The following is a 14,701-nucleotide window of genomic DNA, read 5'->3' on the forward strand; positions in this document are numbered from 1 at the left end:
AAAGGGCTTGTCATGGTCATAAGAAGAGTTCTAAAGACCATCCAGAGCGGAAAAAGGGCTTGTCATGGTCATAAGAAGAGTTCTAAAGACCATCCAGAGCTGAAAAAGAGAGTGTCATGGTCGTAAGAAGGTTTCTAAAGACCATCCAGAGGCGGAAAAAGAGAGTGTCATGGTCGTAAGAAGTTTCTAAAGACCATCCTGAGCAGAAAAAAGGGGTGTCATGGTCGTAAGAAGGTTTCTAAAGACCATGGAGAGCGGAAAAAGGGCTTGTCTTGGTCATAAGAAGGTTTCTAAAGACCATCCAGAGCGTAAAAAGAGAGTGTCATGGTCGTAAGAAGAGTTCTAAAGACCATCCAGAGCGGAAAAAGGGCTTGGCATGGTCATAAGAAGAGTTCTAAAGACCATCCAGAGCGGAAAAAGAGAGTGTCATGGTCGTAAGAAGGTTTCTAAAGACCATGGAGAGCGGAAAAAGAGATTGTGATGGTCGTAAGAAGAGCTATAAAGACCATCCAGAGCGGAAAAAGGGCTTGTCATGGTCATAAGAAGGTTTCTAAAGACCATCCAGAGCGGAAAAAGAGAGTGTCATTGTCGTAAGAAGAGTTCTAAAGACCATCCTGAGCAGAAAAAAGGGCTTGTCATGGTCATAAGAAGGTTTCTAAAGACCATCCTGAGCAAAAAAGGGATTGTGCTGGTCGTAAGAAGGTTTCTAAAGACCATCCAGAGCAGAAAAAGAGAGTGTCATGGTCGTAAGAAGTTCTAAAGACCATCCAGAGCTGAAAAATTGAGGACACAAGATAATCCTGCCCCAAAAACTGGAGATTACAACAAAAAACTCACCTGGGTCAGTCCCATTATACGAATTTGTCATACTCTTGTTGGACAGGTCATAGACTTGTACTAACTTAGAGTACAAGGGGAATGGTGGGGATTGGATGAACTCGAGAGCTGATGATATACGCAGAAGGATGATGAAGAGGAAAAGAGAGCGGGAAAGAATGGAGAAAATGAGCCATAACCGCTTATTTTCAACCGAGGAAGAACGGCATGGTTTTGACAGGATTCCATCTTATGACATAGGGCCGGGGGAAGGGGGGCATCCTCTATTCAAGAAGGAAGTTTTTTTATTCAAAGTGCTCGCTTCAGCATGCCTCGTTTTGATCATTGCGATTATTTTCCGGAGTCCATCAGAAAAAGCAGAAACCATCCAGCAATATGTAAAGCATACGATGGACCAGGAATTTCAGTTTGCTGCCGTTTCAAACTGGTATGAAGACCAATTTGGCAAGCCTCTGGCTTTGCTTCCGGCACAAAAAAGGGAAGATGAAGAAACCAATCAGGAACTGAACCCAGGCGCTCAATATGCACTCCCTGCTTCCGGGAAAATCCTTGAGGATTTTGGGGACAATGGCCAGAGAATTCAGATTGAGACCGGCAAGGGTGCCGGCGTGGAAGCGATGGATGAAGGGCTTGTCCACTTTGTCGGCATCAAGGAAGGTTTCGGTAAAACGGTCATTGTGCAGCATGCAGACAAGAGTGAAACATGGTACGGAAACCTCGATAAAATCGATGTCAGCCTCTACGAGTATATCTCTAAAGGAGCGAAGGTAGGTACGGCAATGGACAGTACGGATGGAATAAAGGGTTCATTTTATTTCGCCATTAAAAAAGGGGATGACTTCGTAGATCCCGTCCAGGTGATCAAGTTTGAATAAAGCCATTGCGTTATTGCGAAAAATACACATCCATCCTTTGTTGTGGGTGATCATCGCCCTTGCGGTTGTGACCGCGCATTTTATAGAGTTGATGATGGTGCTGCTGATTATTTTTGTTCATGAAATGGGACATGGTGCTGCAGCTTCTTTTTTTTCGTGGAGAATCAAGAAGATCGCCCTGCTTCCATTTGGCGGGGTAGCTGAAATGGATGAGCACGGGAACAGGCCGTTAAAAGAGGAATTGATTGTTGTTCTGGCAGGACCCATGCAGCATGTTTGGATGATGGCACTCTCCTATTTGCTGTTAATTGCAGGGATTCTTCCGGAAAAATGGCATCTGCTGTTCATCGAATATAATATGATGATCCTGCTGTTCAACCTTATCCCAATCTGGCCATTGGATGGCGGCAAGCTGGTGTTCATTTTATTATCAATGAACAAATCCTTTCAGGAAGCCCATTTGCGTACATTGTTTGTTTCAGCAGGATCACTCGTTATTTTTTCGGTGATTCTAAGCGTTATAGCAACTTTGACATTGAATGTCTGGGTCATCATCGGTTTCCTGGCCTTTTCTATTTATTATGAATGGAAGCAGCGGCGTTTTATCTTCATGCGTTTTTTGATGGAGCGGCATTATGGAAAGCAGCTGGACTTGAGAGAGCTAAAGCCGATCAACGCAACAGAGAATGAAATGGTCGGCCATGTATTGGAAAAGTTCCAGCGCGGCTGCAAGCATCCTATTATCATCAAGCAGCAGGACGGCAAGGAAATGGTCATGGACGAGAATGAATTGCTTCATGCTTTTTTCAGTGAGAAGTTATTATCAGCGAAAATAGGAGATTTGCTTTACACCTTCTAAAATAGGATAATGAATGCAGCGCAGACACCTTTTGCGCTGCATTTTTTTGCGAGTAGGGAGAATCAATGAACCAATTAATTATCAATGCAAATTCGAGAGAAAAGCGCTTCGCTATGGTCAAGAATGGCGAAGTCGAAAAAATATATATTGAACAGCCGGGCCAGGAATCGCTGGTCGGGAATGTCTACCTTGGCATTGTCGAAAAAGTTATTCCAGGGATGAATGCGGCATTCGTCAATTTTGGCGAAGAAATAAGCGGCTTCCTGCAGAAAGATAAGCTCCCATCCTATGTACTTTCAGATGACGAAAATAAAGCGAATCGTTCAATCTCTTCCTATGTCCACCAAGGAGAAAAGCTGCTGGTCCAGGTTGAAAAAGATGCGGCCGGGACAAAAGGGGCAAGGCTGACAGGAATCATCGAATTACAGGGTGAGAACCTTGTTTATATGCCTCACGGAAAATACATAGCTGTATCTAAAAAGGCAGAATCACCAGAAACAAGGGATAAATGGAGAGAATTCTCCAGCCAGGTTAAAACGCCTGAAGAAGGCCTCATTTTCAGGACTGAAAGCCTGAGTCAGACAGAGCAAGTCATCTTGCGTGAGCTGGAACAGCAGCGGGATCAATACGCTCAAATGGTAAAGTCCATTTCAGCCATGAAGAAGCCGGGGATCGTTCACAGCCGTGACTACTTTTTTGAGCAGGCGATGGCGGCACTTCTATCTGTTGAAAATGTGGAAGTGATCACAGATTGTCTCGATATGAAAAAAAGAATTCAGCAGAATCATCCAGAAGGTATAGAGTCAGAGTTTTATAATGGCAAAGAAAATATTTTCTCCTTTTATAAAATCGAGCAAGAAATCGAGCGGCTGCTAAAAAAGATGGTCTGGCTGGATAAAGGAGCCTACATGGTCATTGACCAGGGTGAGGCACTTACAATGATCGATGTGAACACAGGAAAGTTTTCCGGCAAAACGGATCTTCGTGACACTGTCACGAAAACGAATCTGAATGCTGCAGTCGAAGCGGCAAGGCAAATCAGGCTCAGAGATCTTGCAGGCATCATTCTGATTGATTTTATTGATATGAAGAATGATAGTGAACGGAACAAGGTGCAGAAACTCATTCAAAAAGAGCTGCTCCAGGATGAGCGGCGGACAAGGATCATCGGCTTTACCGAGCTGGGAATCCTTCAGCTGACAAGAAAGAAAACGAAGCAGTCGCTGGCCGAGACGGTGACTGAAAAATGCTGGACATGCGGAGGTACGGGGCAGGTGCTGAGCTCGGAAACCGTTGCATACAGACTTGAGCGCTCGTTGTGGGAATACAAAAATTCTGATTATGAAGTAGTTCTCATAGCAGCGACGAATGAGGTCATCAAGCATTTTTCCGGTGAGTCCGATATCCATAAACTGAGGCTTGAAAAAGCACTGGGCCTTAAGATAAAATTCTCGTTGTCAGATGCGGCGAAACCTTTTTATGAAATCCTTAAGGTTGGTGCTTCGACAGAATCAGGTTGAGCCAAAGAACATGTATTATTATGTTGACACTTTCGCTAAACATATGATAATATTTTAATGTTATTGTTTGTAGCACCCGTGCTACAACCGCACACTTCAGGTATCTAAGCTTTGCAAATTCGCAAACGCCTGCGGTTGGCGAGTCTGAGTCTAATGAGGAGGTGCAATGGAATGTACGCAATTATCGAAACTGGCGGCAAGCAAGTAAAGGTAGAAGAAGGACAAGCAATCTACATTGAAAAGCTGAACGCTACTGAAGGCGAAACTGTAACTTTTGACAAGGTTCTTTTTGTAGGTGGCGATAACGTTAAAGTTGGTAGCCCAGTAGTTGAAGGCGCAACTGTAACTGCTAAAGTTGAAAAGAACGGCCGTCAAAAGAAAATTATCGTTTTCAAGTACAAAGCGAAAAAGAACAATCGTAAGAAGCAAGGTCATCGTCAGCCTTACACTAAAGTTGTTATCGAAAAGATCAACGCTTAATTAAGGCGGATTACCATGATTCGTGCAACGATTAATCGTACAAAATCCGGAAGCATCCAATCGTTTACGATTAGCGGCCACGCTGGATTCGCTGCCCATGGCAGTGACATTGTCTGTGCAGGTGTTTCGACCATCTCGATCGGGACTGTCAATTCCATCATTGGTTTGACAGGTATCACCCCTGACATTGAACAAGGCGCCGACGGTTTTCTCCGCTGTGAAATCCCCGACAATTTGCCGGCGGATACACAGGAGAAAATCCAACTGCTCCTCGAAAGCATGGTCATTACATTGCAATCGATGGAAAAAGAGTACGGAAAGCATATAAAATTAACCTTCAAACAGTAGGAGGTGGAACAAATGTTAAGATTAGATCTTCAATTCTTCGCTTCTAAGAAGGGTGTAGGTTCAACTAAGAACGGACGTGACTCAATCTCTAAGCGCCTTGGCGCTAAGCGTGCAGACGGTCAATTCGTATCTGGTGGTTCTATCCTTTATCGTCAGCGCGGAACTAAAATCTACCCAGGTGTAAACGTGGGTAAAGGTGGAGATGACACTCTATTCGCTAAGGTTGACGGCGTCGTTAAATTCGAACGTCTTGGCCGTGACCGCAAGCAAGTAAGTGTTTATCCAGCAGCTCAAGAAGCGTAAGCTAAAGAGAAGCCCTAACCACTGCGGTTAGGGTTTTCTTGTATTTTGAAAGCTTATTGATGGCATTATGGAGTTCTTATGTATTGAATGCTCCATAATTGTGATCTGCTGAATGGAGCAAAAAATTCATTAATGCCCGAATAGGGTGTTATGACAGTAATTCAGGTTAATATAAATCACGATTTTATAGGTCCAACCAACATATAAATACATAATTAGCTTACGCAGAATGGCTTTTTTGTTATACTTACACCAAGCAGTCTTATGAGTAGGAGTATGTGTATGAAGAAAGAGTGGGATACAATCGAGGTTTTGCGCCATGCACGCCATGATTGGATGAATAAGCTTCAATTAATTAAAGGGAATTTATCGCTGAATAAAGTGGACCGGGCTAAAGAGATTATTGAAGAAATTATCATGGAAGCCAGGCAGGATGCAAAGCTATCTAATTTACATCTTCCTCAGTTTGCCTCTAAATTGTTAACCTGCAATTGGGAGAATCATCATTTCCAATTGGAATATGAAGTAATGGACTCCCAGAACTTCCACAGATTAGATGACCAGCTGTTGACTGGCTGGACAGAGCAGCTTTTTGATACATTGAATTCTTCGATTGAACAATATCAGGAAAATCATCTCTCCGTCACAATTGAGCCGCAGGAGAAAGGAATCGGGTTCTTTTTTTGATTTTAGCGGAATAATAAATGATAAAAATCGCTTGAAAAGTTTCCTCGACCAGCAGCCTGGTGATAACATGAAAGTTATCTCGGATGGCGTGGTCGATGGGGAATTGACGATAGAAGTTTTTATGGAATCACTCTAGGGAAACATAAAAGCGATAACAAATTTCAGACAGGTGGTAATGACATAATGTTTGTCGATCAGGTTAAGATTTATGTAAAAGGCGGGGACGGCGGCGATGGAATGGTCGCGTTCCGACGTGAAAAGTATGTACCGAAGGGCGGCCCGGCTGGCGGCGACGGCGGTAATGGTGCGAATGTGGTCTTCCAGGTTGAGGAAGGACTGCGCACGCTGATGGATTTCAGGTACCAGCGCCATTTCAAGGCACCGCGCGGCGAGCACGGAATGTCTAAAAACCAGCATGGTAAAAATTCGAAGGATATGATCGTAAAGGTTCCACCAGGGACAATCGTGTCCGATGCCGAGACCGGCGCAATCATTGCTGACCTTGTAGAGCATGGGCAAAAGGCTGTCATCGCAAAGGGCGGACGGGGCGGACGCGGTAACTCGCGTTTCGCAACACCAGCCAACCCGGCACCAGAGCTTTCCGAAAAAGGTGAACCAGGACAAGAAAGAGAAATCATCATGGAGTTGAAACTCCTTGCGGATGTGGGGCTCGTAGGCTTCCCAAGCGTCGGGAAATCGACGTTATTGTCTGTTGTTTCAGCAGCTAGGCCAAAGATTGCAGAATACCACTTCACGACCATTGCACCGAACCTGGGTATGGTCGAAACAGAAGACGGCAGAAGCTTCGTGCTTGCAGACTTGCCTGGACTTATTGAAGGAGCACATTCAGGAGTGGGCCTTGGGCATCAGTTCCTGCGCCATATCGAACGTACACGGGTCATCATCCACGTTATTGACATGGCTGCAACGGAAGGCCGCGATCCTTATGAGGATTATTTGACAATCAATAATGAGTTGAAGGAATATAACTTGAGGCTGACTGAAAGACCGCAGGTAATCGTGGCCAATAAAATGGACATGCCAGACGCGGAAGAAAACCTGAAGGTGTTCAAGGAAAAACTGGGAGATGAGCACCCTGTTTTCCCAATTTCGGCTGTAACAAGAGAAGGTCTGCGTGAATTATTGTTCGCGGTAGCTGACCTGATTGAAAAGACTCCTGAGTTCCCTCTCATTGATGAAGAGGAATTAGAAAAAGATGAAACTCGAGTTATGTACAAGCACGAAAAAGCGGAGCAGGAATTCCAGATTACTCGTGAACCGGATGGAGCATTTGTCATTTCGGGTGACAGTATTGAAAGGCTGTTCAAGATGACCGATTTTTCTAGAGATGAATCTGTCCAAAGGTTCGCCCGCCAGATGCGCGGTATGGGCATTGATGATGCTCTTCGTGAAAGAGGCGCGAAAGACGGAGATACAGTGAAGCTGCTTGAATATGAATTTGAATTCGTGGAATAGGCTTAAATGATTTTAGAAGGTCGATTAGCCAGAAACAGGCTAATCGGCTTTCCTCTTTAAAAAACAGAATCGTGGCAGCAAGAAGAATAAAAAAAGCCAGCAAACGGATGGGGTGGTGGAGATGAAGCAAAATCAAGATAGGAAGTTTTACCTTGTTCGTGAAGATGTTCTGCCTGAGGCAATGAAGAAAACGCTCGAGGCAAAGGAAATGATCGAGCGCGGTAAAGCAGAGTCAGTCTGGGATGCAGTTCAACGTGTCGATTTGAGCCGAAGTGCATTTTATAAATACCGTGATACCGTTTTTCCTTTCCATACAATTGTGAAGGAACGGATCATTACGCTGTTTTTTCAGCTTGAAGATCGGTCTGGGACGCTTTCTGAACTGCTGAGCACGGTTGCTGCAACTGGCTGCAATGTTTTGACCATCCATCAGACCATTCCTCTGCAAAGCAGGGCAAATGTAACGCTGAGCTTGAATGTCACCGAAATGAGAGTCGAAATGGATGAATTGCTCGCGAGACTGAAAAGACTGGAATTTGTAGAAAAAGTTGAAGTTCTGGGGTCAGGAGCTTAAAAAGAAAGGGTACTGTAGCAGGGGGGATAGGTTTGATTATTGGATATCTTGGACCGGAAGCAACATTTACGGATTATGCTGCCCGGCAATTGTTTAAAGAGGCTAAGAGGATACCATTTGTGAGTATACCAGAATGCATGGATGCCGTTTCTGCAGGAGAAATTGACGCAGCAATCGTTCCGCTGGAAAATTCAATCGAGGGTTCCGTTAATCTTACCATCGATTATTTGGTCCATGAAACAGACCTTCAGATTGTTGGTGAAGCGGTGGTGCCAATCAGGCAGCATTTGCTGGTTCATCGAGACAATATCGAAAAGTGGAGGGAAGCAGAACAAATTTGCAGCCATCCACACGCACTTGCACAGTGCCATAAATTTTTACATAAAGAATTCAAAGGAATTCCACTTGAAGATATGTCTTCTACAGCCGCAGCGGCCAAATATGTAAAAAACCATCCAGAGCAAAATATTGCTGCCATCGCGAATAGCCTTGCTGCAGAGGAATACGAATTAGTGACGGCTAAGGAAAATATCCATGATTACAGCTATAATCATACCGTCTTCGCTGTGCTTGCAAAGGAAGATCATGATATTCACATGGCTTCAACCGAAGAGTCCAAGACAAGCCTGATGATTACACTGCCTTCAGATCGCGCAGGAGCGCTGCATCAAGTTTTATCTGCTTTCTCCTGGCGGAAACTCAATCTATCCAAGATAGAATCACGTCCGATGAAAACGGGCTTAGGGAGATACTTTTTCATTATCGATATCAATTTGAAAATGGATGATGTATTGGTTCCGGGTGCGATTGCGGAACTAGAGGCACTGGGTTGCACTGTTAAGGTGCTTGGGAGCTATTCAAGCCATAAGATATAAAAAATCCATCAATTTGATGGATTTTTTTATATTTCTATTCGAAATTAATAAGTAAATTTTCTTTTCTTAGCGTTTCTTCTGCTTCATCCAGGACTTTTTCCGTTGGAGCGGAGATTGTGTGCAAGTGGATTCCGTCTGTTAACTCCGATAGGTAGGAAGCGTTAGTAGCCTTGATTTTTTCCATGAACTGTTTTACTTCGTTTCGGTTTGAAACCATGATGGAAGCAGTTAAATCCCCATACACGGGATGTTCAATTTTCACGTCCTTAACAGTTACTCCCTGATCGACAAGAAGCAGGAGTTCTTCTTCTGTCCTTTCAGGGCCGTGGGAGACAGCAATGGTCCTTTCCGCTGCTGAAGGACGAGAGGCATGCATATATAGGTATCCCTGGCTGGTAGCTATGATTGGTTCATTTTTGGCTTTAAGCAAGGTAATATCGCCAACAATGACCTGCCTGCTTACATTCGTTATCGCCGAAAGTTCGCCTCCGGTGATGGGTTCACTGCTTTCCTGCAGACGTTTCAGGATGTATGCCCGGCGTTCATCTCCGAGGATTTTCGTAGGTTCCTTCATAATCCGATCTCTCCTTCAACTTCTTCATTCGAGAATTTTACCATAAAATCAGCTTGAAGTTAAACGGCCGACATCTGGGCGGTGATTGCTGCAAGCATTTTCCCAAGATCGACTGCATCTTCCTGATTAGTCTCCCGGCCGAATGAAATTCTGAAAAATTCCTTTGCCTGTTTCCTGTTGATTCCCATTGCAGACATCGTCTTCGCTGGTGACAGCATGCCTGTATGACAAGCGGTTCCGGTGGAAATCGCAAACCCACTGCGGTCGCATTCAAGCAGGACATATTGTCCCTCCAATCCCTTTATCGCCATTCCCACGATCCCCGGAAGCTGTTCATCGCGATCTGCACCAAAAATCTCAATTGATTCCCTGACATCTGAAAGGGATTCAATAAGAGCCTCTCTCAATTTAGTAACTCTTTTCGTTTCTGTATCTATGAGTGAATGTGCTTTTTGCGCTGCTGCAGTCATTGCTGCGATTCCCGGGACATTTACCGTGCCAGGTCTGAAGCCTTTTTCATGTACTGTTCCATCAATGTAAGGCTTCCATGCAAGTTTCGGATTGACATAGGCAGCACCGGTTCCTTTTGGCCCGTAAAACTTATGGCCTGAAATCGAAAGGGCATCTACGCAGCCGGCCAGGGTGTTAAGTGGGATTTTTCCAAATGTTTGCACGCAGTCAGTGTGAATCAGTATGTCTTTTGAATGGCAATAATCAGCAATCTTGATGACTGGCTGAATTGTGCCGATCTCAGGGTTTCCATGCTGAATCGAAACGAGCACAGTATCCGGCCGGACAGCTTTTGTAAAACTTGCATACTCTATTTTTCCGGTTACGTCCAATGGGAGGTATGTGATTTCCCATCCCTCTCCTTCAAGCTTTTTCATCAGATTGTAGACAGAAGAATGCTCGGCTGCTCCGGTAACAATGTGATTGCCGTGTTTTCTTTTGGCAGAGAGGAGCGCCATAATGCCAAGGTAATTCGATTCAGAACCTCCGCTCGTAAAATAAATCCCTGCTTCATCGACATCAAGCAGGTGCGAAAACTCCTTTCTGCAGCTTTCGAGGAGGTTGGCAGATGCACTCCCGGCTTCATGCAGGCTCTGGCTATTTCCATAGTACTTTGTCGACGCTTCAATGAAAATATTAGCTGCGTCCCGGTCGAGCGGGCATGTTGCCGCGTAATCAAAATATTTCATAGGTTTTCGCTCCTGTCCATTCTTACTGGTTGCTTATGCCTGTAAAGCTGACTCTTCTTGAATCTCGGTCACAAGAAGAGTCAACATGTGCCCGAAGTCAGGCTTTCAAACGAATCTCGGTCACAAGAAGAGCCAACATGTGCCCGAAGTCAGGCTTTCAAACGAATCTCGGTCACAAGAAGAGCCAACATGTGCCCGAAGTCAGGCTTTTAAACGAATCTCGGTCACAAGAAGAGCTAACATGTGCCCGAAGACGACTTTTAAACGAATTTCGGTCACATATCGTATCTTGCTTTCTCCAGTGTAAAAATAAAAGCTCTTGTCAACAGTGTAAAACTGTGTAAATATAGATGTCAAGACACCTGTTAATCCAGGAGGCTATCAATATATGAAACAATCAGATGTAATCATTGTAGGCAGTGGGATTGCCGCATTGCAATTGGCCAATAAATTATCAAAGGATTTAAATGTGATTATTCTCACAAAACGGGAATTGACAGCGGGCAATTCATATCTTGCCCAGGGTGGAGTCGCGGCAGCGGTTTCTGCGAGTGATGATCCTTATTTCCATTATCTCGACACAATGGAGGCGGGAGCTCATCATAGTAACCCTGAAGCTGTACTTAAAATGACCAAGAAAGCGCCGCAGCTGATCAAAGGCTTATGGCAATCAGGCTGTCGTTTTGATGAGGATGGAAATGGAAAATTGCTTCTCGGGATGGAAGGCGCTCATAGTGAAAAGAGGATTGTCCATAGCGGAGGCGATGCGACCGGTAAGCATATGGTCGACTTTTTGCTGTCAGGTTTGAATGATAATGTTTCAGTTGAACAATCCACATTTGTTTATGAACTTATTTTAAACAGTGATGAAACTCGCTGTACCGGAGTGAAAGCGAAGCTGCCGGATGGAACGATTGAAGTATATTCGGCTCCCCATATTGTCCTTGCTACGGGCGGCTGCGGGCAGGTCTTCGCTCTCACCTCGAATGCTGAAACTGCAACCGGGGATGGAATGGCGCTTGCCTATAGAGCAGGTGCGGAGCTGGCCGATATGGAATTTATCCAGTTTCACCCTACACTTCTTTACGTAGATGGAAAGACGAAGGGTCTCATTTCAGAAGCAGTAAGGGGTGAAGGGGCCCTGCTTGTCACTGCAGAGGGAAAGCGGATCATGGAAGAAATTCATCCGTTGAAGGACCTGGCACCACGGCACATTGTTTCCCAGACTATTTATGATTACTCGCGGAGAGGGATTCAAATCTATTTAGACATTGCCAATATCCAGGATTTCAACAGCAGGTTCCCGACGATCAGCATGCTATGTGCACAGCATGGAATAGATATTGAAAAAGGCTTGATCCCTGTTGTTCCCGGGAGCCATTTTATCATGGGCGGGGTAAAGACAGACTTGCATGGCAGAACCAGTATCCCCGGATTGCATGCAATCGGAGAAACTGCATGCACTGGAATCCACGGAGCAAACAGGCTGGCGAGCAATTCCTTATTAGAAGGCATGTTTGTTGGCGAAAACCTCGCTGGATGGATCAACAGCCATCAAGCAGACAAAAAAGAAGCAGTAAGTATCATGGGAATTCATCATCAAACTGCCAAAAGAGAAGCCAACGTGAATCAATTTGTCTTCGAAGGTGAGCTTCCTGACATGGACTCACTAAAACAAACCATGATGGACCGAACAGGGATTGTCAGGACAAAAGAATTGCTGATTTTACAGAATGAGTGGCTTGCTCAGTTCAATATGGGTCAATGGCTTGAGGCACGTCTGGACCACTTGGAGCCATCTGAATTAAACAGACTGTTCATGTACATCACCGCAACATTAATCACACAGTCGGCTTTGGAAAGGACAGAAAGCAGGGGCGGGCACTACCGAAAAGATTTTCCGCATGAAGATAACGCCAATTGGATGAAAAAACAAATCATCCATCAACGAAAAAACGTAAAGGATGGTAAGCATGAATTCAATCAAACTGCGCTTGCTACTTGAACAATTTTTTATTGAAGATATAGGTGAACGTGATGTCACCAGTGAACTGATTTTCGGAAAAGAAAACAAAGGAAGCCTTGTTTTAATCTCGAAGGATGACGGAAACTTCTGTGGGGAGCAAATTATCCAAACAGGCTTCAGGCTGCTTGATGAGGGCAGTCAGATTATCCTGCATGTTCAAGATGGGGATAAAGTAGTCAAGGGTCAAGAATTAGCCTTGATCACTGGCAGAGTTTCCGCTTTGCTTAAAGCAGAAAGGGTCGTCCTTAATCTTGTACAGCGGATGAGCGGGATTGCGACGAAAACGAATGAGGCTGTCAGAGTTTTAGACAGCGCAAAAACGAGAATCTGTGATACGCGTAAAACCACCCCGGGTCTCAGAATGCTTGAGAAGTATGCGGTTCGCTGCGGCGGCGGATTCAACCATCGTTATGGGTTGTATGACGCCGTGATGATTAAGGATAATCACATCTCCTTCGCAGGATCAATCAGCAATGCAGTTGAAGCAGTGAGACTAAATCTTGGGCATATGGTGAAGGTTGAAGTCGAGATTGAAACAATGGAACAGCTCCGGGAAGCGATTGAAGCAAAGGTTGACGTCATCATGTTCGATAACAGGCCGCCGGAACAAATCAAGGAATGGATCGGCAATGTCCCAGCAGGAATTTTAACAGAGGCATCCGGAGGGATTACGCTCGATAACCTCCATAGCTATAGAGATTGCGGTGTAGATTATATTTCTCTTGGATTCCTTACACATTCTGTAAAATCATTGGATATTAGCGCAAAAGTGATGGCTGAAACGAAAGGGGCTGCAGAATATGAATATTTTGGAGGCGCTCGAAGCGAAATCTAGGATGCTTCCTGATAAGTACAAAAATATGTCTGTGCAGGAACTTGAGGGTATGATCAAGGGAATTAAAGAGAAAATGGGAAAGAAACTTTTTATTCCTGGTCATCATTATCAAAAAGACGAAGTGATTCAATTTGCTGATGCGACTGGGGATTCATTGAAATTAGCCCAGCTTTCGGCAGAGAACAGGGAAGCAGAACATATTGTGTTTTGCGGAGTTCATTTCATGGCCGAAACTGCAGACATTTTAACGACCGAAAGCCAGAAGGTCTACCTGCCAGATATGAGGGCAGGCTGCTCGATGGCAGATATGGCGGATATTTACCAGACGGAAAGAGCCTGGGATTTTCTTCAGGTCTTGTTTGGGGACACTATTCTGCCGTTGACGTATGTGAATTCAACAGCAGCGATTAAATCCTTTGTCGGAGCGAATGGCGGTGCGACTGTGACATCCTCCAACGCCGAGAAGATGGTCCGCTGGGCTTTTTCAAAAAAAGAACGCCTGCTATTCCTTCCGGATCAGCATTTAGGCAGGAATACGGCTTTTAACATTGGAATCGGCCTCGACGAAATGGCCGTATACAACCCGATTGAGAATATCCTTGAATTTGATGGCCCGCTTGAAAAAGTTAAGGTCATCCTTTGGAAGGGACATTGCTCTGTCCATGAGAATTTTAAAGTGGAAAATATCGCCCATGTCCGCGAAGTACACCCTGACATGAAAATCATTGTCCACCCTGAATGTACACGTGAAGTTGTTGCGTTGTCAGATATGGCAGGCTCCACAAATTATATTATTGAAGCGATTGAAGCATCTCCTGCCGGCTCATCCTGGGCAATCGGGACAGAAATGAACCTGGTCAAACGCCTGATTTCACAACACACAGATAAGCATATTATTTCCTTGAATCCTCATATGTGTCCATGCCTGACAATGAACAGGATTGACCTTCAGCATCTTGCCTGGAGTCTCGATTGTGTTTTTCAGGGACAGGAAATTAATCTTATAAAAGTAGATGAAGAAACCGCATTAAACGCGAAGCTTGCCCTGAAACGCATGCTTGAGCAGTCATAATTTGAATCCTTCCCTGGCCGGGGAGGATTTTTTTTATGGGAAAAGCTTAATCTCCTGTGGAAAAACATATTTATTTAGATAGAAGCATAAGTTTTTTTGAAGATTGTTAGCAATTTGCCCACACCAACATAGAATATATGGACTTATGCCATAGGAGGGAA

At 44.6% G+C, this 14,701-nt stretch carries 15 protein-coding genes and 1 other annotated feature; of the genes, 13 read left to right on the forward strand and 2 right to left on the reverse strand.

Features of this window, described 5'->3' with window-relative positions; genetic code table 11:
* Nucleotides 1-932 precede the first annotated feature (932 nt).
* The 10 genes from J7E37_RS00295 to pheA all read left to right on the forward strand — a co-directional run bounded on the left by J7E37_RS00295 (nt 933) and on the right by pheA (nt 8,834).
* Complete coding sequence (locus J7E37_RS00295) at nt 933-1,712, forward strand: M23 family metallopeptidase (RefSeq protein WP_215021759.1); 780 nt, start codon at nt 933-935, stop codon at nt 1,710-1,712.
* Nucleotides 1,705-2,571: a M50 family metallopeptidase gene (locus tag J7E37_RS00300; RefSeq protein WP_215021762.1), complete on the forward strand. Its 867-nt coding sequence runs from the start codon at nt 1,705-1,707 to the stop codon at nt 2,569-2,571. The genes J7E37_RS00295 and J7E37_RS00300 overlap by 8 nt, the downstream gene beginning before the upstream one ends.
* A 65-nt stretch (nt 2,572-2,636) precedes the next feature.
* Nucleotides 2,637-4,091: an Rne/Rng family ribonuclease gene (locus J7E37_RS00305; protein WP_215021765.1), complete on the forward strand. Its 1,455-nt coding sequence runs from the start codon at nt 2,637-2,639 to the stop codon at nt 4,089-4,091.
* 75 nt (nt 4,092-4,166) lie between these two features.
* Nucleotides 4,167-4,247: a sequence feature (ribosomal protein L21 leader region), on the forward strand.
* 15 nt (nt 4,248-4,262) lie between these two features.
* On the forward strand, nt 4,263-4,571 hold the full coding sequence (rplU, locus tag J7E37_RS00310; RefSeq protein ID WP_214778011.1) for a 50S ribosomal protein L21: 309 nt from the start codon (nt 4,263-4,265) through the stop codon (nt 4,569-4,571).
* A gap of 15 nt (nt 4,572-4,586) precedes the next feature.
* Entirely contained in the window at nt 4,587-4,919 is a 333-nt protein-coding gene (locus J7E37_RS00315) for a ribosomal-processing cysteine protease Prp (protein WP_192471523.1), read from the forward strand.
* Nucleotides 4,920-4,931: 12 nt separating this feature from the next.
* On the forward strand, nt 4,932-5,222 hold the full coding sequence (gene rpmA / locus J7E37_RS00320) for a 50S ribosomal protein L27 (RefSeq protein ID WP_041964011.1): 291 nt from the start codon (nt 4,932-4,934) through the stop codon (nt 5,220-5,222).
* Between the two features lie 282 nt (nt 5,223-5,504).
* On the forward strand, nt 5,505-5,909 hold the full coding sequence (locus tag J7E37_RS00325) for a Spo0B C-terminal domain-containing protein (protein ID WP_251009377.1): 405 nt from the start codon (nt 5,505-5,507) through the stop codon (nt 5,907-5,909).
* Nucleotides 5,910-6,092: 183 nt separating this feature from the next.
* Nucleotides 6,093-7,385 (forward strand): GTPase ObgE, encoded by a 1,293-nt coding sequence (gene obgE, locus J7E37_RS00330; protein ID WP_214778015.1) that lies wholly within the window; start codon nt 6,093-6,095, stop codon nt 7,383-7,385.
* 121 nt (nt 7,386-7,506) lie between these two features.
* Nucleotides 7,507-7,959 carry an ACT domain-containing protein gene (locus J7E37_RS00335; protein ID WP_214738747.1) on the forward strand — a complete coding sequence of 151 codons (453 nt, stop codon included), beginning with the start codon at nt 7,507-7,509 and terminating at the stop codon, nt 7,957-7,959.
* Nucleotides 7,960-7,991: 32 nt separating this feature from the next.
* Complete coding sequence (pheA, locus tag J7E37_RS00340; protein ID WP_215021768.1) at nt 7,992-8,834, forward strand: prephenate dehydratase; 843 nt, start codon at nt 7,992-7,994, stop codon at nt 8,832-8,834.
* Between the two features lie 34 nt (nt 8,835-8,868).
* Here the strand turns inward: pheA and J7E37_RS00345 are convergent, their stop codons facing one another.
* Together J7E37_RS00345 and J7E37_RS00350 are read right to left on the reverse strand one after the other, a co-directional pair.
* Nucleotides 8,869-9,408, reverse strand: coding sequence for a transcription repressor NadR (locus J7E37_RS00345; protein ID WP_215021770.1), 540 nt, complete (start codon nt 9,406-9,408; stop codon nt 8,869-8,871).
* A 59-nt stretch (nt 9,409-9,467) separates the two neighbouring features.
* Nucleotides 9,468-10,607, reverse strand: a complete 1,140-nt coding sequence (locus tag J7E37_RS00350) for an IscS subfamily cysteine desulfurase (RefSeq protein WP_215021773.1) — start codon at nt 10,605-10,607, stop codon at nt 9,468-9,470.
* A 388-nt stretch (nt 10,608-10,995) separates the two neighbouring features.
* On the opposite strand from J7E37_RS00350, the gene nadB reads away from it, so the two are divergent.
* Genes nadB through nadA form a run of 3 tightly spaced genes read left to right on the forward strand, consistent with a single transcriptional unit; the run spans nt 10,996 to nt 14,540 of the window.
* Entirely contained in the window at nt 10,996-12,612 is a 1,617-nt protein-coding gene (gene nadB, locus J7E37_RS00355; RefSeq protein WP_215021776.1) for an L-aspartate oxidase, read from the forward strand.
* Nucleotides 12,581-13,468, forward strand: coding sequence for a carboxylating nicotinate-nucleotide diphosphorylase (gene nadC / locus J7E37_RS00360; protein ID WP_215021778.1), 888 nt, complete (start codon nt 12,581-12,583; stop codon nt 13,466-13,468). The genes nadB and nadC overlap by 32 nt, the downstream gene beginning before the upstream one ends.
* Nucleotides 13,434-14,540: a quinolinate synthase NadA gene (gene nadA, locus J7E37_RS00365; RefSeq protein WP_215021781.1), complete on the forward strand. Its 1,107-nt coding sequence runs from the start codon at nt 13,434-13,436 to the stop codon at nt 14,538-14,540. The genes nadC and nadA overlap by 35 nt, the downstream gene beginning before the upstream one ends.
* Nucleotides 14,541-14,701: the final 161 nt, after the last annotated feature.

It is taken from the genome of Bacillus sp. ISL-39 (genome assembly GCF_018613295.1).
Taxonomy (GTDB): Bacteria; Bacillota; Bacilli; order Bacillales; family Cytobacillaceae; genus Mesobacillus.

Coding starts and splice junctions, on each gene's coding strand:
- J7E37_RS00295 (WP_215021759.1), top strand. CDS start 933: ATGAACTCGAGAGCTGATGATATACGCAGAAGGATGATGAAGAGGAAA.
- J7E37_RS00305 (WP_215021765.1), top strand. CDS start 2,637: ATGAACCAATTAATTATCAATGCAAATTCGAGAGAAAAGCGCTTCGCT.
- rplU (WP_214778011.1), top strand. CDS start 4,263: ATGTACGCAATTATCGAAACTGGCGGCAAGCAAGTAAAGGTAGAAGAA.
- J7E37_RS00315 (WP_192471523.1), top strand. CDS start 4,587: ATGATTCGTGCAACGATTAATCGTACAAAATCCGGAAGCATCCAATCG.
- rpmA (WP_041964011.1), top strand. CDS start 4,932: ATGTTAAGATTAGATCTTCAATTCTTCGCTTCTAAGAAGGGTGTAGGT.
- J7E37_RS00325 (WP_251009377.1), top strand. CDS start 5,505: ATGAAGAAAGAGTGGGATACAATCGAGGTTTTGCGCCATGCACGCCAT.
- obgE (WP_214778015.1), top strand. CDS start 6,093: ATGTTTGTCGATCAGGTTAAGATTTATGTAAAAGGCGGGGACGGCGGC.
- J7E37_RS00335 (WP_214738747.1), top strand. CDS start 7,507: ATGAAGCAAAATCAAGATAGGAAGTTTTACCTTGTTCGTGAAGATGTT.
- J7E37_RS00345 (WP_215021770.1), bottom strand. CDS start 9,408: ATGAAGGAACCTACGAAAATCCTCGGAGATGAACGCCGGGCATACATC.
- J7E37_RS00350 (WP_215021773.1), bottom strand. CDS start 10,607: ATGAAATATTTTGATTACGCGGCAACATGCCCGCTCGACCGGGACGCA.
- nadB (WP_215021776.1), top strand. CDS start 10,996: ATGAAACAATCAGATGTAATCATTGTAGGCAGTGGGATTGCCGCATTG.
- nadC (WP_215021778.1), top strand. CDS start 12,581: ATGAATTCAATCAAACTGCGCTTGCTACTTGAACAATTTTTTATTGAA.
- nadA (WP_215021781.1), top strand. CDS start 13,434: ATGAATATTTTGGAGGCGCTCGAAGCGAAATCTAGGATGCTTCCTGAT.